This is a genomic window from Klebsiella sp. 141153 (assembly GCF_032601995.1).
Lineage (GTDB): Bacteria > Pseudomonadota > Gammaproteobacteria > Enterobacterales > Enterobacteriaceae > Klebsiella > Klebsiella aerogenes.
The window spans coordinates 12,876-34,130 of record NZ_JAQIRJ010000001.1 but is presented as its reverse complement, the minus strand read 5'-3'; the positions used below and the strand labels follow the sequence as shown (position 1 = coordinate 34,130).

Genomic DNA, 21,255 nt, shown 5'->3' with positions numbered 1-21,255 from the left:
ATCAGTAGAAAGAGAACGTTATGCAACAACCTGGGAAAGGATTTTTAGTGTGGCTGGGCGGCCTGAGCGTGCTTGGCTTTCTGGCCACCGACATGTATCTACCGGCCTTTGCCGCCATTCAGCAAGACCTCAACACCTCTGCCGCATCGGTTAGCGCCAGCCTGAGCTTATTCCTCGCGGGCTTCGCGATCGGCCAGCTGTTCTGGGGGCCGCTGTCGGACCGCTATGGTCGGAAACCGATTCTGCTCGCCGGGCTGGCTATCTTCGCTCTTGGCTGCCTTGGGATGCTGTGGGTACGCGATGCGACGCTGATGCTGGTACTGCGTTTTGTCCAGGCGATTGGCGTATGCGCCGCCGCGGTGACCTGGCAGGCGATGGTGACCGACTACTATCCGGCCCAGCGCACCAACCGCATTTTCGCGACGATCATGCCGCTGGTCGGGCTCTCTCCGGCGCTGGCGCCGTTACTCGGCAGTTGGCTGTTAGTCCATCTGGAATGGCAGGCTATCTTCGCCACCCTGTTCGCTATCACCATACTGTTGATGCTACCGGCTTTTCGTCTGAAGGCGGTCGTCAAACCTGCTGGCGAAACCCAGCAGAAACTTACCTTTATGTCCCTGCTGCGTTCACGTGAATATAGCGGTAACGTGCTCATTTATGCGGCGTGTTCCGCCAGCTTCTTCGCCTGGCTCACCGGTTCGCCATTTATCCTCCATGAAATGGGCTATGGTCCGACGGTGATTGGTCTTAGCTACGTGCCGCAAACTATCGCCTTCCTGATCGGCGGTTACGGCTGCCGCGCGGCGCTGCAAAAATGGCAGGGTCATCAGATGCTGCCCTGGCTGCTGGTTGTTTTTTCGCTGAGCGTAGCCGCGACCTGGCTTGCCGGAATACAGGATCATCCGTCGCTGGTTGCGTTAATGGTTCCGTTTTGCATTATGGCGATTGTGAATGGCGGCATTTACCCTATCGTTGTCGCCCAGGCGCTGAAACCTTTTCCACAGGCGACCGGCCGCGCCGCCGCCCTGCAGAATACGCTGCAGCTTGGCCTGTGCTTCCTGGCAAGCCTGCTGGTCTCAAGCCTTATCGCCACTCCGCTTCTGACCACCACCAGCGTGATGCTGATTTCCATCGTCCTGGCAGGCATCGGTTTCTGGATGCAGCAACGACGCGTACAGTTAGTGAGTGAATCATCTCACGCTTGATGAATTTTTAAAGGATATCCCGGACCAGTCATTAGCCTGCTAATATATTTTTATTGAAAGGCGGTTTTTAGCGGCCTATACTGGATCCGGCATCACATAAATAGAAAGTTTTTTAGATATTAACGGGGGCAGGACGCAGCCCGTTTAACCATGGAAGGCCTTTCGGCAAGGGTTATCTCCCTTCCTCTGTTCTACGTCGGATAGCACCCTCACGATTTTTTCGTGAGATTTCTCACAAAGCCAAAAAAGCGTCTACGCTGTTTTAAGGTTCTGATCACTTGGGCGTGATGGAGAAGCTATGAGTTCATCGTGTATAGAAGAAGTAAGTGTACCAAACGATGATTGGTACCGGATTGCAGCTGAATTATTGGGCCGTGCCGGAATTGAAATCAATGGTTCCGCACCCTCCGATATCCGGGTAAAAAACCCGCTCTTTTTTAAACGCGTGTTACAGGAAGGGTCTCTCGGATTAGGCGAAAGCTATATGGACGGCTGGTGGGAATGCGAACGCCTGGATATATTCTTTCACAAGGTATTGCGCGCCGGGCTGGATAAGCAACTCCCCCGCCACTTCAAAGATACGCTACGTATCGCTGGCGCTCGTCTGTTCAATCTGCAAAGCAAAAAACGCGCCTGGATTGTTGGTAAAGAACACTACGATTTAGGCAACGACCTTTTCCACCGCATGCTCGATCCCTATATGCAATATTCCTGCGGATACTGGAAAGAGGCCGAAAATCTGGAGCAGGCGCAGCAGGATAAATTAGATCTTATTTGTCGCAAACTGCAGCTTGAGCCGGGAATGAAAGTGCTGGATATCGGTTGCGGTTGGGGTGGGTTGGCCTATTACATGGCCAAAAACTATAACGTCAGCGTGACGGGCGTGACCATTTCGGCTGAACAACAAAAAATGGCGCAAGAGCGTTGCGCGGGATTAGATGTCAATATTCTGCTGCAGGACTATCGCGATCTCCACGAAAGTTTTGACCGCATCGTCTCCGTCGGGATGTTCGAGCACGTAGGGCCTAAAAATTACGCCACTTATTTTGAAGTTGTCGATCGTAATTTAAAACCAAACGGTCGTTTTCTGCTGCACACCATTGGCTCAAAAATTACCGATCACAACGTCGATCCGTGGATTAATAAATATATATTCCCTAACGGTTGCCTGCCGTCGGTACGCCATATCGCCGATGCCAGCGAGAAGCATTTTGTGATGGAAGATTGGCATAACTTTGGCGCCGATTATGACACCACCTTGATGGCCTGGTACGAGCGTTTCCTTGCCAGTTGGCCGGATATTGCCGATAACTATTCGGACCGTTTCAAACGCATGTTTACCTATTATCTGAATGCCTGCGCCGGTGCCTTCCGCGCCCGCGATATTCAGCTCTGGCAGGTCGTCTTCTCGCGTGGTGTTGAACACGGCCTGCGCGTAGCCCGCTAGACTCGCTAAAAAAAGCCCCCGCAGAAATACGCTTCTACGGGGGCTTTTTTAATTATTCTTCCGCGCTTTTTTGCGCCGCTTCTTTTGCCGCCAGCACGCGTTCCACGGTATCCACCACCGCCTGAGTCTGCGGATCGATTTCGATATTCACTTTATCGCCGAGTTTTTTCACCCCAAGCGTCGTACGCTGCAGCGTTTCGGGGATCAGATGCACGCAGAAACGAGTCGGGGTCACCTCGCCAACCGTCAGGCTAATACCGTCCACGCCAATGAACCCTTTATACAGGATATATTTCATCAGCGCCGGGTCCTGTACCTTAAACCAAATCTGGCGATTGTTTTCCGAGGTGAGGATTTTAACGACTTCGGCGGTGGTCATAATATGGCCGGACATCAAATGGCCGCCGATTTCATCACTGAATTTCGCCGCTCGCTCAACGTTGACCATATCGCCTTCATGGATAGCGCCAAGGTTGGTGATCCGCAGCGTCTCTTTCATCAAATCAAAGCTGATTCGCGGGCCGTCAATTTCGGTAACGGTCAGGCAACAGCCATTGTGCGCCACCGAAGCACCGGTCTCCAGGCCGTCGAGCATATGCGCCGGCAGCTCCACCACGTGGGTGCGGAAATTCGGTTTCTCATCGATGGACACCACTTTCGCAGTCCCCTGTACAATACCAGTAAACATACTTTGCTCCTGTTGAGAATCGTGACGGTATCATTACCGTTATATATACGCGGAACAATAACAGTTGACCAAACAGGTTGCCAGCGCGCATCGTGCCCCCACCATTTTTTCACTGGCTTAATGGCTAATCCTCGCTACAATAGACTGGAAATTCCTCCTGTTTTTTCTTCTTGCTGCCATTTAAGGCGGCTTTTTTAGTCTCAAAATAACAACAATATAAAGGTGTTCACGTGCAGAAGTACTTTATAGAAGCGCGTCAGTTATTAGCATTGGCTATCCCGGTCATTCTGGCGCAGGTCGCCCAGACGGCGATGGGTTTTGTCGATACGGTGATGGCCGGCGGCTATAGCGCAACCGATATGGCCGCCGTGGCTATCGGCACCTCGATCTGGCTACCTGCCATCCTGTTTGGCCACGGTCTGCTGCTGGCGCTAACGCCGGTTATCGCCCAACTCAATGGCTCCGGCCGCCGCGATCGTATCGCCCAGCAGGTACGCCAGGGCTTTTGGCTGGCGGGCTTTGTCTCCGTACTGGTGATGGTGGTGCTGTGGAATGCAGGCTATATCATTAGCTCGATGCACAACATCGACCCACAGCTTGCCGACAAAGCGGTGGGGTATCTGCGTGCGCTGCTGTGGGGAGCGCCGGGATATCTGTTTTTCCAGGTCGCGCGTAACCAGTGCGAAGGGCTGGCAAAAACCAAACCCGGAATGGTGATGGGTTTTATCGGCCTGCTGGTCAACATTCCTGTGAACTACATTTTTATCTATGGTCATTTCGGCATGCCGGAGCTTGGCGGTATCGGCTGCGGGGTCGCGACCGCCTCGGTCTACTGGGTCATGTTTGCCAGCATGCTGACCTGGGTACGCCGCGCGCGCTCAATGCGCGATATCCGCTGCGCTGAGCGTTTCAGTAAACCTGATTTTTCGGTATTAAAACGGCTGGTACAGCTGGGGTTGCCAATCGCGCTGGCGCTGTTTTTTGAAGTCACGCTGTTCGCAGTTGTGGCGCTGCTGGTTTCGCCATTGGGAATTATCGATGTCGCAGGGCATCAAATCGCGCTCAACTTCAGTTCGCTGATGTTCGTTCTTCCGCTCTCGCTGGCGGCGGCGGTGACCATTCGCGTTGGCTTTCGTCTCGGCCAGGGCTCGACGCTGGATGCCCAGACCTCCGCGCGTACCGGCGTCGGCGTGGGCGTCTGCATGGCAATGATCACCGCGATTTTCACGATCCTGATGCGTAAGCAGATTGCCCTGCTGTACAACGATAACCCTGAGGTGGTGCTACTGGCCTCACAGCTGATGCTGCTGGCGGCGATTTATCAGATTTCCGACTCCATTCAGGTGATCGGCAGCGGTATTCTGCGCGGTTATAAAGATACGCGGTCGATCTTCTTTATTACCTTCACCGCTTACTGGGTACTGGGGCTGCCAAGCGGTTATCTGCTGGCGCTGACCGATATTGTGGTGCCGCGGATGGGGCCTGCGGGCTTCTGGTGCGGCTTTATCATCGGCCTGACCTCCGCTGCCATCATGATGATGCTGCGCATGCGCTTCCTGCAGCGTCAGCCGTCCAGCATTATCCTGCAGCGCGCAGCGCGCTAACCAAAAATGCTAAATAAAAGGGCAAGCCGTTGACGCGGTTTGCCCTTTTTTTGGCGTTAAATAATAAATCGACTTAAAAATAGCGCTACTTCGCAAGCCATTTGCGCTGCGGCGGCTCATAGCGGTGGAATGCGGTCAAAATCTCCTGCACATCATCGCTAAAAGTCAGCATCTCAGCATAGCGGCGGTGCATAAACCCTTCGGCGGCCATTTTTTCCGCCATCGCCTGCAGCGGATTGTAATAGCCGTTCACATTCAGAAAAGCACAGGGTTTTTCATGAATACCGAGCTGCGCCCAGGTCCACTGTTCAAAAATTTCTTCCAGCGTTCCGGCTCCGCCCGGCATGGCAATGAAGCCGTCCGCCAGCAGCGACATTTTGTTTTTACGCTCATGCATATTCTCAACGACATGCAGCTCGCTTAGTCCGCTATGCGCAATCTCACGCTCCACCAGCCCGCGCGGCATCACGCCAATGACCCGCCCGCCGTGTTCTAACGCCGCGTCTGCCACGGCGCCCATGAGTCCTACTTTACCGCCGCCATACACGAGCTCCACCCCGGCTTGCGCCAGCGCCTTGCCAACCTGTTGCGCGTAAATCTGATAAATCGGGTTGTCCCCGGTAGAAGAACCACAAAAAATGCCAATTGCTTTCATTACTGCGCTCCGTCGTTTATTTGCCGCACACTCTAGCATAAAGTCGGTGAGCGTCTCCCCTGCCAATCCGGGCAGAAAAACGCAACGAAGCGGGATATTGCTGAAGAAATATCCTTTATCATCAGTAAAATATGTGCGACATGGATAAAAGTTCTGCAAACGCGTCTATTCTGCAAGAAAAGTGACGTTTGCCTCTTGCCACATGGCCTCCCTGCCGTTAATATGCGTCCCCGTTGTCACCACAACATTGCGTTCATAGCTCAGTTGGTTAGAGCACCACCTTGACATGGTGGGGGTCGTTGGTTCGAGTCCAATTGAACGCACCATTTGCGTTTATAGCTCAGTTGGTTAGAGCACCACCTTGACATGGTGGGGGTCGTTGGTTCGAGTCCAATTAAACGCACCATTTGCGTCCGTAGCTCAGTTGGTTAGAGCACCACCTTGACATGGTGGGGGTCGGTGGTTCGAGTCCACTCGGACGCACCATTTCAATCATTATTGATTTGGTGCGCACTTCTCTTTTTTCCTCTTGCTTTTATCTACAACGCCATCAATCGCTGTACCTGAATACTCTCCAGTTTACCGTCCAGTATCGCCAGAAAATCATCATGATAGGGCATCGCAACGTGCTGTTTCAGATCGTCTTCCGAACGCCAACGCTCAATAAACACAAATGAGATCTTTCCTTGTTGGGAAAGCTGCCTGACATCAGGGATCTCCCGGCTTTCGTGCAGGTCGTAATGCAGGCACCCTGCTTCTCTGTGCGTCGGCGGCACCATGGCTAATGCCGCATTTCTGATGGTATCGATATATTCAGGATAAGGGGTCAGCGTGGCAACAATTTTGACTTCACTCATAAGGCTTCCTCTGGCTCACCGCGTTCCCCTGGATACTATCTCTATCCAGGGAGTGAATTATTGAGCGTAGTGGTGAAGCCAGATTTACGCCAGAGTCCGCGTCAGCGCCCTTTCTCATACACCGTCATGGTAAAGACGACGGGCAACTGGCTAACATTACAATATTCATGCGGCGCATCAGTACGCGCTACCGCAGAACATCCCTCTGCCACCTGATATTGGTCATTATTCACCGTCAGGGTGAGCTGCCCCTCGGTCACGTATAGCAGCTCGTAGGTGTCGGCCGGGTGCCCCGGCGAACGGAACGATTCGCCAGGCAGCATCCGCCACTGCCAGAGCTCAAGCATATCCGGTCCGCTGGTGCCGGCCAGCAGTCTGGCGCTGCCGCCCTGCTCGCCGCGCCATAATACCGGAATTGCGTCACGGTCGATAAGATGAACCATCGGTTCACTGGCGACGTTGACAAACTCCGCCACCGACACCCCCATCGCCGCAGCGATTTTGCACAACAACGCGATACTGGGATTCGCCCGACACCCTTCGATATCCACCAGCATCCCTTTACTGACGCCTGCGCGACGGGAAAGCTCGTCGAGAGAGATCTTCTTTTCGCGTCGAAACTGCTTAATACGCCGCGATACTGCCTCATTAATACGGCTTAGGTCGTTGCTATTATCGGTCGTTATATTGACTTTATCGTTCATCGGTCGATATTATGCTCTAAATCAGTCGTTACAGGATTATGCAATGTCTCACCCATTACCGTCAATTAGCCCACAGTTAGCTGCGATCGCCCCGGGGTTTCGGGCGCTGAGTATTACCGTCAACGCTGCACCGCTACGTGAGGATTCTATCGGTGAAGCCGCGCTGGCCACAGCCTGTCAGGCGGTATTAGCCGGACAGCCCGCCTGGGCGGAAGATCATCTCGCGGCTTGGTCTACGGTATTCAAAGCGTTTGGCGCTAAGCCAAAACGCACGCCCTGCTCCGCGGAGGCGTTGCGTAAACGCGTACTGCGCGAGGGCGCCATGCCGGCAATTGACCCGGTCGTTGACCTCTACAATGCCGTCAGCCTGCGGTATGCCGTTCCGGTCGGGGGTGAGAACATCGCCGCCTATTGCGGCGCGCCGCGTCTGGTTATCGCCGACGGTTCTGAGCTTTTTGATACGATGAAGGAAGGCTTAGCCGCCGTTGAATCAGCGGAACCGGGAGAAGTCATTTGGCGTGACGATCGCGGCGTTACCTGCCGCCGCTGGAACTGGCGACAGGGAGTTCGCACCCGTCTGAGCGCTCGCGACCCGCAGATGTGGTTTATTCTGGAAAGCCTGCCGGAAATGCCGCTCGAAGCGCTGCATGAGGCCGGGCGGATGCTTACCGAGGGACTGGAGCAGATGATGCCCGGCCTGAGTCACCAGTCCACGTTAATCAGTCTGTAAAGGCAGGCGCAGGAGCAGGCGATGTCACTATTTTTAACCAGTTTTATCTTCGAGAAGAAAGAGTACGACGACGACTTTTATCAACTGGACGGCGTAATCGAACGCTACACCCGGTCGCTAGAAGGGTTTATCGGGATGGAGAGCTATCATGATGCCGCCAGCGGCAGAATCATCAATAATTACTACTGGCGTGACCGACAGTCTATGGAAATGATGATGAACCATCTGCAACACCAGCAGGCTAAAGCGCAGGGGCAACGCTGGATTGCCGGTTATCAAACCATCGTTGCCGAGATTGAGGGCAGCCATAATATGAACCTGCCCCATCCACTTGCGGAGTATCCACTACGCTATCAACCGCAACACCAGGAATAGACCGGCAAATACCGTTTCGGTTTATTCGGCCTGTTTCTGGCGAGTGACATAACGCCTCTTCCAGGCTTTCTTGCTACGACAGCAGGCGGTGGCTTTTGCCCAAGGCCGCAGCAATTGGGTATCTTGTAGTTCCTGCACCGCCGGGCTTTCACTCCAACGCGTCACTACTAAGGGGGATAGCGTGGTCATTACCATAGCGTTCTCCTTCAGGCGTTAACCATTCCGTAGTAAATTCAACAACTTCAGATAGAGAGTAGCACGCTTTACGGCAAGTTCCTTCAACATTTGTGTGGCTTTGTAAAGCCGCCACCCTATCAGCCCGCCCTATCATCCCCGCCTCCGTTTCAGATAAACATTCGCCGCCAATATTGATCATAAATTTTGAATGAGATACGCAAATTGTTTCGATTTTAAACAACCGGCATTGGTTCTATTCTTATCACATCGGAGCAACAGTGCTCCTCCCCAAACAAAAAATTTAAGGAATATGACCATGAAATCCATCAAAACTTTTGCTGCTGTTACCGTTCTGTCCCTGATGTCATTCGGTGCTTTCGCGCAGAGCGTGACGGCAACCGCTTCGACCCTCGACCGTGCGGAAGCGAAAATTGCCGCGCAGGCTGCAGAGCAAGGCGCGTCTTATAAAATCACCAGCGCCCAGTTCAATAACCGCGTCTATATGACTGCCGAACTGAGCAAATAATAGTGCGAGCATGGCGCGTCAGACATTCTCTCTGGCGCGCCGCGCTGCTTTTTAGCGAAGACAATTTTGTTGTCCCCTCCGTCGTTCACCTCTTCCAACCATTAATGAGATGTACTCTCCGCCAATGATTCAACCGGCTGGAAGAGACCGCAGCCATTAAACGCCTTTTCCATCCTGCTGCTGCTCAATAACCACTTGTTCCAGCACCACCGAGGCCTTATCCGCTATCCCAGCGCTGACTTTTGTCGCCAACACGTTAATAAATCCGCGCAGCTGCTGCGCCGTCAGGCCGTTGTGCAGGCTAATCGCGTAATGGCTCTTCAGCTGGCTTTCCACGCCGGATAGCGCTGCCAGCATTGAGATCGTCGCCAGCTCGCGCGTCGACCAATCCAGAACGTCACGCTGGAAAATATCGCCAAACAGATGTGCCTTCAGATAGCAGTCAATGGCCGGCGCAAAATCAAATAGCGGTCCGCTGACCGTTTGCCCTACCAGTTGTGTCTGATTACGGCTACCGGCCTGCAGGCTATCCCAGTTCTCCGGTAACGGGGTCGCTGTCGCCCCCTCGTTATCAATAACGCCTCGCGCCTGGCGCTCGGTTATCACCCTCATCAGGCAGGAGAGCGCATTCAGGCTCCGCGGAAAGCCGCAGTAGGCATACAACTGCACCAGCGTCTCTTTTAATTCATTTATTGTCAGGCCGATATCAAGCGCGGTCTCCAGCGCCGGGGCCAATGCCGCGATATTGCCTTCAGCGGCCAGGGCGCCAACCGGGATCAGCGCCTGTTGGCGCGCGTTCAATGGGTTTTGCATCGTTTGTTCTCCAAGCGGAAAGTATCGACAGGAGAAGAGGATTATAGAAACTTGGCAGGGCGTTGATTAGCCAGGTGTTAACGAACAGACCTATGAGATGGGCTCATGAATTATCTATTACGATGCTCAGGGCTTCCTTGCCCTGGGGGATATTATTCGAAGTAGACTTCCGGGTTTTCCGACAATGAAACGAAGGTTTTGGTGTCTTTATCCAGCGCGCGAATATCGCCGCTTTCGATATCATAGAACCAGCCGTGCAGACGCAGGGTTTTGTCACGCAGGCCAACCGCGACCGATGGATGCGTTTTAATGTTGTTCAACTGGGCAATGACGTTTTCCTGCACCATACCGTTCACTTTATCGGTTTCACTGGCCCAGGTTTTCTTCTCAACCACCGCTTTCGCCGCGTCGGAGTAGCGCAACCAGTGGGAAACGGCAGGCATTGGTTCCAGACATTGGCAGGTGGCGATGGCTTTCATCGCGCCGCAGTTGGAGTGACCGCAGATAACAATATCCGTCACGCCAAGGGCGACAACGGCATATTCAATGGTGGCAGACACGCCGCCCGGCTCCGGTCCAAATGAGGGCACAATATTACCGGCATTACGAATAACGAACAGCTGCCCAGGTTCCTGCTGGGTAACCAGTTCCGGAACCAGGCGGCTATCGGAACAAGAGATGAACAACGCTTTAGGATTCTGGCTCGACGCCAGGCTGCGGAAGAGCTCTTTGCGTTGCGGGAAAATCTCTTTCTGGAAGTTGAGGAAGCCCTCAATGATATGTTGCATAGCAGTGTCTCTTTTCTCTGTAGTAATTACGATATGACAAAGATCACATTTAGTTAGTGTATCACCGAAGCGCAGAATGGGAATCGTTATTGGTAATAGCTGCACAATAAGCACCCAACCTCTCCTTTGGGTGCTTACCTCTGTGGGTCTACATAAAGAACTTCACCGCTTGTTGCAAGGTGGTCCCCATCCCCCACAGCAAGGGTATGCCGACCGCCAGCCAGCTTAGCGTCAGCAGCAGCGGCGCGGGCGTCGGTTCCCAGCTCAGCTGCGCGTCTTTATTGATAGTATACAGGCCCCTCGCCTGCTGCTGTTGCTCCGCGGTCATGGCATATTTCTGCGAAATCGGCCGAACCAGCTGATTACAAATAAAGCCGATGATAAGCAACCCGGTCAACGCCAGCAGCGTGATGTCATATATTCTCGCGGGTTCCACGCCTTGCGCCAGCTGGTATTCACGCAAATAGTTGACCAGCACCGGGCCGCTGATCCCGGCCGCCGACCAGGCAGTCAGCAGACGGCCATGGATCGCGCCAACCATTTGTGAGCCAAATACATCGGCGAGATACGCCGGGATGGTCGCGAACCCGCCGCCGTACATAGAGATAATCACGCAGAGCGCACAGACAAAAAACGCCACGTAGCCGCCGTGGTTAATGAGCGGCAGCGTGCCGTAAAGTAGGGTTCCCAGAAAGAAGATCAGCGCGAAGGTGACCTTCCTGCCGCACATATCGGAAACAGAAGCCCAGAAAAAGCGCCCCAGAATATTAAACAGGCTGAGCAGGCCGGTAAATCCCGCCGCCATCGTCGCGATGCGCTTCAGCTGTTCTGTATTAAGTTCCTGCCAGCCCAGATCCAGCGATAGTAACTTACCGGCAAAAATCTCCTGCAGCATCGGCGAGGCCATGCCGAGAATGCCGATCCCGGCGGTAACGTTAAGCCACAGCACCAGCCACAGCAGCCAGAACTGCGGAGTGCGCCACGCGACGCTGACGTGAACCTGAATGGTTGGCTGTTTGCCGATGACTTGCTGCGCTTTCGCGCCGCGCGGATGCCAGCCCATCGGTGGCAGGCGATAGCCGAATGTCCCACAGAGCATAAACAGCGCATAAATCACCGCCAGCGCCAGAATGCTTTGCCATACCCCAGTTTCCTGACCATCGGCGAAAAAATTAATCAGCCAATTCGCCAGCGGCGCCCCCACCAGCGCCCCGCCGCCGAAGCCCATGATCGCCATTCCCGCGGCCATCCCCCGCTTATCGGGAAACCAGCGCAACAGCGTTGAGACCGGCGAAATATAGCCAAGCCCCAGGCCAATGCCGCCAATCACACCGGCGCCCAACCACAGTAGCCACAGCTGATGAAAATAGATTGCCGCGCTCGCCAGCAGCAGGCCGCCACACCAGCAAAGGGTTGCAACGAAACTCACCAGACGCGGGCCAACCTTCTCCAGCCAGCTCCCCCAGAGCGCCGCGGAGCAGCCGAGAAAAACGAAGAACAGCGTATAGGTCCAGCCAAGCAGGGAAATTTTCCAGTCGCACTGGCGGGTAACCAGTTGCTGCCAGAATGACATATCGACCGGACACTGCAGCGGCGCGCTGCCGCCGATCAGCTGCGACATTGGCAGCCAGTAGACTGAAAAGCCGTAGGCCATACCAATGCACAAATGCACCGCCAGCGCCGCCGGTGGGACCAACCAGCGGTTAAATCCAGGTTTAGCAATAATGCGGGGCTTAGCAAAAAAACGACTCAACGATGAAACGGGCGGAGTCGCGAGATTCTCATTTATCTGCACCATGTTCCTGTCCTTATCATGTTTGTTTGCCGGCTATCGCAGCAGCCGATGGCAAACGATAAAGGCAAGAACAATGCCACCTGCTGAAAAAACGAACAGAAAATGGTGACTGAAGCGAGCAAGCAGAACAGTTAAGCCAGGAGGGAGGAGTTGAAAGCTGTAAAAAAAGAGAAAATCATCGGTAGTGATTTTCTCTTTTCCGGGCATTCGGCGCGTGATGCATGCCAGATCAATAACGATCGGCGATTTTGATAAACATTGCTCTCAGAGTGATACGGGTTATCAAACCCCGACCAGTTCATATTTTTTGATTTTACGATATAGCGTCGCAATGCCGATCCCGAGTTCATCGGCGGCCTGCTTTTTATTGCTATAACGCGTCAAAGCATCGCGGATCATCTGCTTTTCCATCTCCTCCAGCGCCGTTCCCCCCTCTTCTTCTTTCGCAACGCTGGCTGGCGCCGCCCCGGTGCTTTCACGCTCGTTGACTTTGCCGCTGCTGATAAGATTTGGCGGCAACAGCGACAGATCGATCACCTCACCGGAGGGAACCACGTTAACCAGGTACTCCATCAGGTTACTCAGCTCGCGAATATTGCCCGGCCAACGGTAGTTCTTCAGTAAGGCGATAACTTCCGGGGACACGCCGGGATAAACCAGCTCCAGCCGCCGGGTGTGCAGGTGCAGGAAATAGTGAATCAGCAATTCGATATCATCCTGACGCTCGCGCAACGGCGGCAGGCGCAGTGGGATGACATTAAGCCGATAGAACAGATCCTCGCGGAATTTGCCTTCGGCAATGAACTGCTCAAGATTCTGGTTAGTGGCCGAAATAATGCGGATATCGACCGGCACCGGATGGCTCGCCCCCACCGGCTGAATTTCGCGCGATTCAATCGCCCGCAGCAGCTTAGCCTGCAGGGTTAACGGCATGTCGCCGATTTCATCGAGAAACAGCGTGCCGTGATTAGCTGCCTGAATCAACCCGGTCTTGCCGTTTGCCGACGCCCCGGTAAATGCGCCTTTGACGTAACCAAAGAGCTCGCTCTCCAGTAGCTGCTCGGGGATGGCCGCGCAGTTGATGGCGATGAAAGGCTTTGCCTGTCTGTCGCTGAGCTTATGTACCGCGCGAGCGACCACCTCTTTGCCGGTTCCACTTTCGCCGACGATCATTACGCTCGACGGGCTTGGCGCCACACGGGTAATCAGTTTTTTCAGCTGACGCATTGGCCGACATTCGCCAACCATCTGTTCAATCTGCGGGCCATCCTGCGGCGGCGCCAGATCGGCCGACGAATGCGACTGATGGAAGGCCATTAAGAACAGCCATTGATCCTGAATAGCGTGCAGCTGGCCGATAATCAGCTCTTTCTTATCATCAAAAGAAATGACGTGCTGAACGTGGCCGCGAATAAAATTTTGCGCAAAAGTCAGCGGACGAAAATGAATAGTTTTACCAATCATACTACCGTGATTCGCGCCAAGGATTTTCATTGCCGCCTGATTGGCAAATTTAACTTTTTGATCCTGGCTAACCACCAGCACGCCCTGATCCATGTTTTCAATCATGGTGGAAAACATTTTTAGCATATTGTCTCCCCCACCCTGGTCTTCTAACAGGCGGGAGACAAATATTGAAGAAACGTGTCGTACATAATCTGAGAACTCGTGGAGGTTGTCATTAATGCGCTCCTGCTGCTCGCGAGTTAGGGCGACCAGGCTAATAACCCCGACACACTGTTCCTGATAAATGACCGGAGTGCCCAGAAATGCCTTCTCTTTACAGTTCTCTTTATTGGTACACCCCTTACACAAGGGGTCAAAACGCGAATGAGTCACGACCTTTTCTTTTTTTGTTTCTATTATGTAACGTAAAAGTCGCGAATCTGTATTTAATTTTCGCCCCAGGAATTTACCGTAGGCGCCAGTACCGGCGACGCGGCACAGCGTATTGTCGACAATCTCGACCTCGAGTTGTAACACGCTGGAGAGCATGCGGGCAAAACGTTGAATCGTTGGCTGAATCTGCATTAAAACGGATAGAGAATTGGAGGGAATCATAATTGACCTTTTAATATCAGTAGCCGAAAGAGAAAAGCTGAAGATCGACTCTTTTTATTCTGCGTTTATCATACTACCGCTGCACAACTTGAAAAAAGGTGCCAACCCTGCGCTTTTTTACGGCTTAAAGAAAATATGGAAGAGGTATCACATTTTCCTCTCAATATGATAATCCACAGGCCGAAATTATCATTTTGGTGTCGAAATCACCGTCGCAGAACGATATCCACGCTCGTCTGATGGATCAAATTTAATTTATCGTGACAACTGGCGAATGAATTTCATTTCTATCAATTGACCGTTATAAGCCATTTTTCGTGACCCGCCTCGCATAATTCCCGACTTTTTCGCTCGCGCACCGCGACTGAATTACAACTGGCACGCTTATTGTTAGTGGTAATACAGCGCTGGCCGTCGCCACTTACATCAATGTCATTTCGACTGCACAGCAATCAATAAGCCGTCATTCACTACCAGGATCGAAATATGAAAACTGTTAACGAACTGATCAAGGATATCAATAAGCTCAACTCCAACCTGCATGAAAAAGACTTCCTGCTTACGTGGGAGCAATCGCCGGACGAGCTGAAGCAGGTGCTGGATGTTGCCGCGGCGTTGAAAACGCTGCGGGCGGAAAACATCGCTACCAAAGTTTTTAACAGCGGGCTGGGTATTTCGGTCTTTCGCGATAACTCGACCCGCACCCGCTTCTCTTATGCCTCGGCGTTAAACCTGCTCGGCCTGGCGCAGCAGGACCTCGACGAAGGCAAGTCGCAGATCGCCCACGGTGAAACGGTACGTGAAACCGCCAATATGATCTCCTTCTGCGCTGACGCCATCGGTATCCGCGACGATATGTATCTCGGCGCCGGCAACGCTTATATGCGTGAAGTCGGCGAAGCGCTGGATGACGGCCACAAACAGGGCGTGCTGCCGCAGCGCCCGGCATTAATAAACCTGCAGTGCGACATCGACCATCCGACGCAGGCGATGGCCGATCTGGCCTGGCTGCGTGAACACTTCGGCTCGCTGGAAAATCTGAAAGGTAAAAAAATTGCCATGACCTGGGCCTACTCGCCAAGCTACGGCAAACCGCTTTCCGTTCCGCAGGGGATCATCGGTCTGATGACCCGCTTCGGTATGGACGTCACCCTCGCCCATCCGGAAGGCTACGATCTGATCCCGGATGTTATCGAAGTGGCGAAGAAAAACGCCGCGGCATCCGGCGGCAGCTTCCGTCAGGTCACCGATATGGCGGAAGCCTTTAAAGACGCCGATATCGTTTACCCGAAATCCTGGGCGCCATACAAAGTGATGGAACAGCGCACCGAGCTACTGCGCGCCAACGACCATGACGGGCTGAAAGCACTGGAAAAAGCCTGTCTCGCCCAGAACGCCAATCACAAAGACTGGCACTGTACCGAAGAGATGATGAAGCACACCAAAGACGGTGACGCGCTGTATATGCACTGCCTGCCGGCGGATATTACCGGCGTCTCCTGCGAGGAAGGCGAAGTCACCGAAGCGGTGTTCGAAAAATACCGTATCGCCACCTATAAAGAGGCCAGCTGGAAGCCGTACATCATCGCCGCCATGATCCTCTGTCGCAAATATGCCAAACCCGGTCAGTTGCTGGAGCAACTGCTGCAGGACGCGCAAAAACGCATCAAATAACCTCGCAAGCCGGTCTGCGGGCCGGCTTCCCCGACTCCAAAGAAGGATAAGGACAGAATATGTCTGCTTTTTCGCTGAAAATGGATATTGCCGACAACCGCTTCTTTACCGGTGAAACCTCGCCGCTGTTTTCCCGTCAGCAGGCGCAACAGGCGCGTCATTTTCATCAAAAAATCGCCGGTTACCAACCGACGCCGCTGTATGCCCTGAAGGAACTGGCGGCGCTGTTCGGCGTAAAGAACATCCTGGTAAAAGATGAATCCCAGCGCTTTGGCCTCAACGCCTTCAAAATGCTCGGCGGCGCCTACGCCATCGCCCAGCTGTTGTGTGAAAAATACCGTCTCGATATTAACGCCTTCTCGTTTGATACCCTGAAATCCACCATCAAAGAGAAGATGACTTTCGCCACTACCACCGACGGCAACCACGGGCGCGGCGTCGCCTGGGCCGCCCAGCAGCTAGGGCAAAACGCGGTGGTATACATGCCGAAAGGTTCAGCGCAGGAACGCGTGGATGCCATTTTGCGCCTCGGCGCGGAATGTATCGTTACCGATATGAACTACGACGATACCGTGCGCTTTACCATGCAAACCGCGCAGAAAAACGGCTGGGAAGTGGTACAGGACACCGCATGGGAAGGTTACACCAAAATCCCAACCTGGATTATGCAAGGTTACGCCACCCTCGCCGATGAAGCGGTAGAACAGATGGCGGCGATGGGCATTGCTCGCCCTACCCACGTCTTCCTGCAGGCCGGTGTCGGCGCGATGGCAGGCGGCGTGCTCGGCTATCTGGTCGACGTCTTCGGCGCCCGCGATTTGCACTCGGTGATCGTCGAACCTGAACTGGCGGACTGCATCTATCGCTCCGGGGTAAAAGGCGACATCGTCAACGTCGGCGGCGACATGGCCACCATCATGGCCGGACTGGCCTGCGGCGAACCTAACCCGCTGGGCTGGGAAATCCTGCGCAATTGCGCCACCCAATTTATCTCCTGCCAGGATGCCGTTGCCGCCCTCGGTATGCGCGTACTCGGTAATCCCGTCGGCAATGATCACCGGGTTATCTCCGGGGAATCCGGCGCCGTCGGGCTCGGGACGCTGGCCGCCGTCCACTTCCATCCGCAGCGCCAGGCGCTGATGAACAAACTGGGGCTTGATAACCACTCCGTGGTGCTGGTCATCAGCACCGAAGGCGACACCGACGTGCAGCATTACCGCGAGGTCGTCTGGGAAGGCAAGCTGCCGGCAGCACAATAAACGTTCAATTTATTCAACATATTCATCCCGCGAAGCGGGAAATCAGGACCGGAGAGTTAATTCATGGCTAAGCACATTCCATTCAAACTGATTGTCGAAAAAGCAAACCACTACCAGCAGGATATGACCCGCTTCCTGCGCGATATGATCGCCATCCCCAGCGAAAGCTGTGACGAAAAACGCGTCGTGCATCGTATTAAAGAAGAGATGGAAAAAGTCGGCTTCGATAAAGTCGAGATCGACCCGATGGGCAACGTGCTGGGCTATATCGGCCACGGCCCGCGACTGGTCGCCATGGACGCGCATATCGATACCGTCGGCATCGGTAACATCAAGAACTGGACCTTCGACCCCTACCAGGGGATGGAAACCGATGAGCTGATCGGCGGACGCGGCGCGTCCGACCAGGAAGGCGGGATGGCGTCGATGGTCTACGCTGGAAAAATCATCAAGGACCTCGGTCTGGAAGATGAATATACCCTGCTGGTGACCGGTACCGTCCAGGAGGAAGATTGCGACGGTCTGTGCTGGCAGTACATCATCGAGCAGTCCGGCATTCGCCCGGAATTCGTGGTCAGTACCGAGCCGACGGATTGCCAAATCTATCGCGGTCAGCGCGGGCGTATGGAGATTCGCGTTGATGTTCAGGGGGTGAGCTGCCACGGCTCGGCGCCGGAGCGCGGCGATAATGCCATTTTCAAAATGGGGCCGATTCTTAACGAGCTGCAGGAGCTGTCCCATAACCTTGGCAACGATGAATTCCTGGGTAAAGGCACCCTCACCGTTTCAGAAATTTTCTTCACCTCGCCAAGCCGCTGCGCGGTTGCCGACAGCTGCGCGGTTTCTATCGACCGCCGTCTGACCTGGGGCGAAACCTGGGAAGGCGCGTTGGATGAGATCCGCGCCCTGCCTGCCGTGCAGAAGGCTGGCGCCGTGGTCTCAATGTACAACTATGAACGCCCGTCATGGACCGGGCTGGTTTATCCAACGGAATGCTACTTCCCGACCTGGAAAGTTGAAGAGGATCATTTCACCGTACGCGCGCTCAGCAACGCCTATGAAGGGCTGTTCGGTAAAGCGCCGGTGGTCGACAAATGGACCTTCTCCACCAACGGCGTTTCCATCATGGGCCGTCACGGCATCCCGGTTATCGGTTTCGGTCCGGGTAAAGAGCCGGAAGCCCATGCGCCAAATGAAAAAACCTGGAAACAGCATCTGGTGACCTGCGCCGCTATGTACGCCGCAATCCCGCTGAGCTGGCTGGCAACGGAGTAAGTTCGTACGGTTATTCCTCCCGCCGCGCGTCGGCGGGAGTCTGGAGTTTTTATGCGCGTACTGATTAAAAACGGCATCGTGGTCAACGCCGACGGCCAGGCAAAACAGGATCTGCTGATTGAAAACGGCCTGGTCAGCCAGCTCGCCGAACGGATAACCCCGACCGAACCTTGCCAGACTATCGATGCCGCAGGTTGCTACGTCATGCCCGGCGGCATTGACGTTCATACTCACTTTAATATCGATACCGGGCACGCCCGCAGCTGCGATGATTTCTTCACCGGCACCCGCGCCGCCGCCTGCGGCGGTACCACCACTATCGTCGACCATATGGGCTTCGGCCCCGCCGGCTGCCGGCTTCGTCACCAGCTAGAGGCCTATCACGGATATGCCGCCTACAAAGCGGTGATCGACTACAGTTTTCACGGCGTTATCCAGCATATCAACCATGCCATCCTCGATGAAATCCCGATGATGGTGGAAGCCGGAATTAGCAGCTTCAAGCTCTACCTGACCTACCAGTATAAGTTGAACGATGACGAAGTGCTGCAGGCGATGCGCCATCTCCATCGCGCCGGCGCGCTAACCACCGTTCATCCGGAAAACGACGCCGCTATCGCCCGTAAACGGGCCGAATTTCTGGCGGCCGGCAAAACCGCGCCGCGCTACCACGCCCTTAGCCGCCCGCTGGAGTGTGAAGCGGAGGCTATCGCGCGGATGATCAACCTCGCCCAGCTCGCCGACAATGCGCCGCTGTATATCGTTCATCTCTCCAACGGCCTGGGGCTGGATTATCTGCGTCTCGCCCAGCGGCGGCATCAGCCGGTGTGGATTGAAACCTGCCCGCAATATCTGCTGCTTGACGACCGGTGCTATGAACGCGAAGACGCGTTGGGCTATTTGTTAAGCCCGCCGCTGCGCAACGCCAGCAACAATGATGCGCTGTGGTGCGGTATCGCCGATAGCTCGATCGACGTGGTGGCGACCGATCACTGCGCTTTCTCAATGGCCCAACGCCAGCAGCTCTCCGGCGGCGATTTCAGCCGCTGTCCGAACGGCCTACCTGGGGTGGAAAACCGCCTGTTGCTCATGTTTTCCCACGGCGTCATGACCGGGCGGATCTCACCGCAGCGTTTCGTCGCGCTCACCAGCGCCACCCCCGCGAAGCTATTTGGCCTGTGGCCGAAAAAAGGACTATTGGCACCCGGCGCAGACGGCGATGTTGTCATAATCGATCCGCAGCGCACCACCACGATCCGCCATGAGATGTTGCATGACAACGCCGACTATTCGCCCTGGGAGGGCTTTATTTGCCAGGGCGCGATTCGCCAGACCTTATCGCATGGCCGGGTTATTTTCGATAACGGCACCTTCACCGGCAGCGCTGGCCAGGGGCGTTTTTTACGCCGCGATCCCTTTTCTACCGCTCACCTTCCGGTCAGCGGAACCACATCTTAAGTGAGGCATTCATGAGTAAGAAAATTGTACTCGCCCTCGGCGGTAACGCGCTTGGCGAGGATCTGGCCGGGCAAATGCAGGCCGTCAAGCAAACCGCGCAGGCTATTGTCGACCTGATAGCCCATGGCCACCAGGTGGTCGTGACCCACGGCAACGGCCCGCAGGTTGGGATGATTAACCTTGCTTTCGAAGCCGCAGCCAAAACCGAGGCCCATACCCCGATGTTGCCCATGTCGGTCTGCGTGGCGCTAAGCCAGGGCTATATCGGATATGACCTGCAAAACGCCCTGCGCGAGGAGCTGCTGTCGCGATCGATGCATATCCCGGTGGCGACAATCATCACCCAGGTGGAAGTCGACGCCAACGATCCGGCGTTTAAAAATCCGACCAAACCTATCGGCTCTTTTTTCACCGAGCAGGAAGCGGAACAGCTCACGCGTCAGGGCTACGTCATGAAAGAAGATGCCGGGCGCGGCTATCGCCGGGTTGTCGCCTCGCCGCAGCCGGTCGATATTATTGAGAAAGAGACGGTAAAAGCGCTAATGGATGCCTGTCACGTGGTGATCACCGCGGGCGGCGGCGGGATCCCGGTAATCCGCGAAGGCAATCATCTGCGCGGCGCCAGCGCGGTAATTGATAAAGACTGGGCCAGCGCTAAACTGGCGGCGATGATCGACGCCGACATGCTGATCATCTTGACCGCGGTCGAGAAAGTGGCGATCAACTTTGGCAAACCCAACGAGCAGTGGCTGGATAAGCTGTCGCTCAGCGATGCCGAACAGTTCATTCGTGAGGGTCACTTCGCTAAGGGTTCGATGCTGCCGAAAGTTGAGGCCGCCGCGTCATTCGCCCGTTCACGTCCGGGGCGCAAAGCGCTCATCACCGTATTAAATAAAGCCAAAGAAGGAATTGAAGGAAACACCGGTACGGTTATTGAAGGGTAAAAAGGTACGAAATGTAGATACTGTTTTCCCGGAGGCGGCGCGTTGCGCCTTATCCGGGCTACCAGACCGCACAGTACTGTAGCCCCGGTAAGCGTTAGCGCCACCGGGGATTTTGAGGCCACCAACACCGGCTTCATCCAGCGTAGTGAATAAATTAAAGGCCGGTCGCACGAATGGTAGGCCGGGTAAGGCGTAGCCGCCACCCGGCAAAAAAGCGGCT

Annotated in this window: 20 protein-coding genes and 3 tRNA genes; 14 read left to right on the top strand and 9 right to left on the bottom strand. The window is 54.6% G+C overall.

Annotated features, from left to right (window positions below; genetic code table 11):
• The first annotated feature begins 20 nt into the window (after positions 1-20).
• Positions 21-1,205, top strand: coding sequence for a purine nucleoside transporter PunC (gene punC, locus PGS10_RS00165; RefSeq protein ID WP_047042780.1), 1,185 nt, complete (start codon positions 21-23; stop codon positions 1,203-1,205).
• Between the two features lie 298 nt (positions 1,206-1,503).
• Positions 1,504-2,652 carry a cyclopropane fatty acyl phospholipid synthase gene (gene cfa / locus PGS10_RS00160; RefSeq protein ID WP_045392498.1) on the top strand — a complete coding sequence of 383 codons (1,149 nt, stop codon included), beginning with the start codon at positions 1,504-1,506 and terminating at the stop codon, positions 2,650-2,652.
• Positions 2,653-2,704: 52 nt separating this feature from the next.
• On the opposite strand, the gene PGS10_RS00155 is transcribed toward cfa, so the two are convergent.
• Positions 2,705-3,340, bottom strand: coding sequence for a riboflavin synthase (locus PGS10_RS00155; RefSeq protein WP_015366888.1), 636 nt, complete (start codon positions 3,338-3,340; stop codon positions 2,705-2,707).
• A gap of 230 nt (positions 3,341-3,570) precedes the next feature.
• On the opposite strand from PGS10_RS00155, the gene mdtK reads away from it, so the two are divergent.
• On the top strand, positions 3,571-4,944 hold the full coding sequence (mdtK, locus tag PGS10_RS00150; protein ID WP_047064934.1) for an MdtK family multidrug efflux MATE transporter: 1,374 nt from the start codon (positions 3,571-3,573) through the stop codon (positions 4,942-4,944).
• Between the two features lie 85 nt (positions 4,945-5,029).
• Here the strand turns inward: mdtK and PGS10_RS00145 are convergent, their stop codons facing one another.
• Positions 5,030-5,599 (bottom strand): TIGR00730 family Rossman fold protein, encoded by a 570-nt coding sequence (locus tag PGS10_RS00145; RefSeq protein ID WP_047042772.1) that lies wholly within the window; start codon positions 5,597-5,599, stop codon positions 5,030-5,032.
• A 249-nt stretch (positions 5,600-5,848) separates the two neighbouring features.
• Between PGS10_RS00145 and PGS10_RS00140 the strand changes: the two genes are divergently transcribed.
• The 3 genes from PGS10_RS00140 (at position 5,849) to PGS10_RS00130 (ending at position 6,085) form a co-directional block, all read left to right on the top strand.
• Positions 5,849-5,925: transfer RNA gene (locus tag PGS10_RS00140), tRNA-Val, on the top strand.
• Between the two features lie 3 nt (positions 5,926-5,928).
• A tRNA-Val gene (locus PGS10_RS00135) sits at positions 5,929-6,005 on the top strand.
• A 3-nt stretch (positions 6,006-6,008) separates the two neighbouring features.
• Positions 6,009-6,085: transfer RNA gene (locus tag PGS10_RS00130), tRNA-Val, on the top strand.
• Between the two features lie 53 nt (positions 6,086-6,138).
• Here the strand turns inward: PGS10_RS00130 and PGS10_RS00125 are convergent.
• Positions 6,139-6,456 carry a putative quinol monooxygenase gene (locus PGS10_RS00125; RefSeq protein ID WP_316422190.1) on the bottom strand — a complete coding sequence of 106 codons (318 nt, stop codon included), beginning with the start codon at positions 6,454-6,456 and terminating at the stop codon, positions 6,139-6,141.
• A 101-nt stretch (positions 6,457-6,557) separates the two neighbouring features.
• Complete coding sequence (locus PGS10_RS00120) at positions 6,558-7,160, bottom strand: cupin domain-containing protein (protein ID WP_316422189.1); 603 nt, start codon at positions 7,158-7,160, stop codon at positions 6,558-6,560.
• Positions 7,161-7,203: 43 nt separating this feature from the next.
• Between PGS10_RS00120 and PGS10_RS00115 the strand changes: the two genes are divergently transcribed.
• Together PGS10_RS00115 and PGS10_RS00110 are read left to right on the top strand one after the other, a co-directional pair.
• Positions 7,204-7,890 (top strand): B3/B4 domain-containing protein, encoded by a 687-nt coding sequence (locus PGS10_RS00115; RefSeq protein ID WP_316422188.1) that lies wholly within the window; start codon positions 7,204-7,206, stop codon positions 7,888-7,890.
• 21 nt (positions 7,891-7,911) lie between these two features.
• On the top strand, positions 7,912-8,265 hold the full coding sequence (locus PGS10_RS00110; protein WP_047042767.1) for an antibiotic biosynthesis monooxygenase family protein: 354 nt from the start codon (positions 7,912-7,914) through the stop codon (positions 8,263-8,265).
• 21 nt (positions 8,266-8,286) lie between these two features.
• Here PGS10_RS00110 and PGS10_RS00105 read toward each other — a convergent pair whose 3' ends face one another.
• Positions 8,287-8,454, bottom strand: a complete 168-nt coding sequence (locus tag PGS10_RS00105) for a hypothetical protein (RefSeq protein WP_162184057.1) — start codon at positions 8,452-8,454, stop codon at positions 8,287-8,289.
• Between the two features lie 304 nt (positions 8,455-8,758).
• On the opposite strand from PGS10_RS00105, the gene PGS10_RS00100 reads away from it, so the two are divergent.
• The gene (locus tag PGS10_RS00100) at positions 8,759-8,968 is read left to right on the top strand and encodes a YdgH/BhsA/McbA-like domain containing protein (RefSeq protein WP_015366896.1); all 210 of its coding nucleotides are present in this window, start codon (positions 8,759-8,761) and stop codon (positions 8,966-8,968) included.
• A gap of 156 nt (positions 8,969-9,124) precedes the next feature.
• Here PGS10_RS00100 and PGS10_RS00095 read toward each other — a convergent pair whose 3' ends face one another.
• The 4 genes from PGS10_RS00095 to PGS10_RS00080 form a co-directional block, all read right to left on the bottom strand.
• Positions 9,125-9,823 (bottom strand): carboxymuconolactone decarboxylase family protein, encoded by a 699-nt coding sequence (locus PGS10_RS00095; protein ID WP_316422423.1) that lies wholly within the window; start codon positions 9,821-9,823, stop codon positions 9,125-9,127.
• Positions 9,824-9,933: 110 nt separating this feature from the next.
• Positions 9,934-10,569, bottom strand: coding sequence for a carbonic anhydrase (locus PGS10_RS00090; RefSeq protein WP_015366898.1), 636 nt, complete (start codon positions 10,567-10,569; stop codon positions 9,934-9,936).
• Between the two features lie 148 nt (positions 10,570-10,717).
• Entirely contained in the window at positions 10,718-12,367 is a 1,650-nt protein-coding gene (locus tag PGS10_RS00085) for an OFA family MFS transporter (RefSeq protein WP_047042761.1), read from the bottom strand.
• A 279-nt stretch (positions 12,368-12,646) separates the two neighbouring features.
• The gene (locus PGS10_RS00080; RefSeq protein ID WP_047042759.1) at positions 12,647-14,425 is read right to left on the bottom strand and encodes a sigma-54 interaction domain-containing protein; all 1,779 of its coding nucleotides are present in this window, start codon (positions 14,423-14,425) and stop codon (positions 12,647-12,649) included.
• A gap of 486 nt (positions 14,426-14,911) precedes the next feature.
• Here PGS10_RS00080 and ygeW point away from each other — a divergent pair, with 486 nt between their 5' ends.
• From ygeW to arcC, 5 genes are all read left to right on the top strand, one after another.
• Positions 14,912-16,099, top strand: a complete 1,188-nt coding sequence (ygeW, locus tag PGS10_RS00075) for a knotted carbamoyltransferase YgeW (protein ID WP_015366901.1) — start codon at positions 14,912-14,914, stop codon at positions 16,097-16,099.
• Positions 16,100-16,158: 59 nt separating this feature from the next.
• Complete coding sequence (dpaL, locus tag PGS10_RS00070; RefSeq protein ID WP_045392528.1) at positions 16,159-17,358, top strand: diaminopropionate ammonia-lyase; 1,200 nt, start codon at positions 16,159-16,161, stop codon at positions 17,356-17,358.
• A 63-nt stretch (positions 17,359-17,421) separates the two neighbouring features.
• Positions 17,422-18,633 carry a YgeY family selenium metabolism-linked hydrolase gene (locus PGS10_RS00065; protein ID WP_015705213.1) on the top strand — a complete coding sequence of 404 codons (1,212 nt, stop codon included), beginning with the start codon at positions 17,422-17,424 and terminating at the stop codon, positions 18,631-18,633.
• A gap of 51 nt (positions 18,634-18,684) precedes the next feature.
• Positions 18,685-20,091: a dihydropyrimidinase gene (gene hydA / locus PGS10_RS00060; protein ID WP_063415915.1), complete on the top strand. Its 1,407-nt coding sequence runs from the start codon at positions 18,685-18,687 to the stop codon at positions 20,089-20,091.
• A gap of 11 nt (positions 20,092-20,102) precedes the next feature.
• Positions 20,103-21,035, top strand: a complete 933-nt coding sequence (gene arcC / locus PGS10_RS00055) for a carbamate kinase (RefSeq protein ID WP_289576498.1) — start codon at positions 20,103-20,105, stop codon at positions 21,033-21,035.
• Positions 21,036-21,255 lie beyond the last annotated feature (220 nt).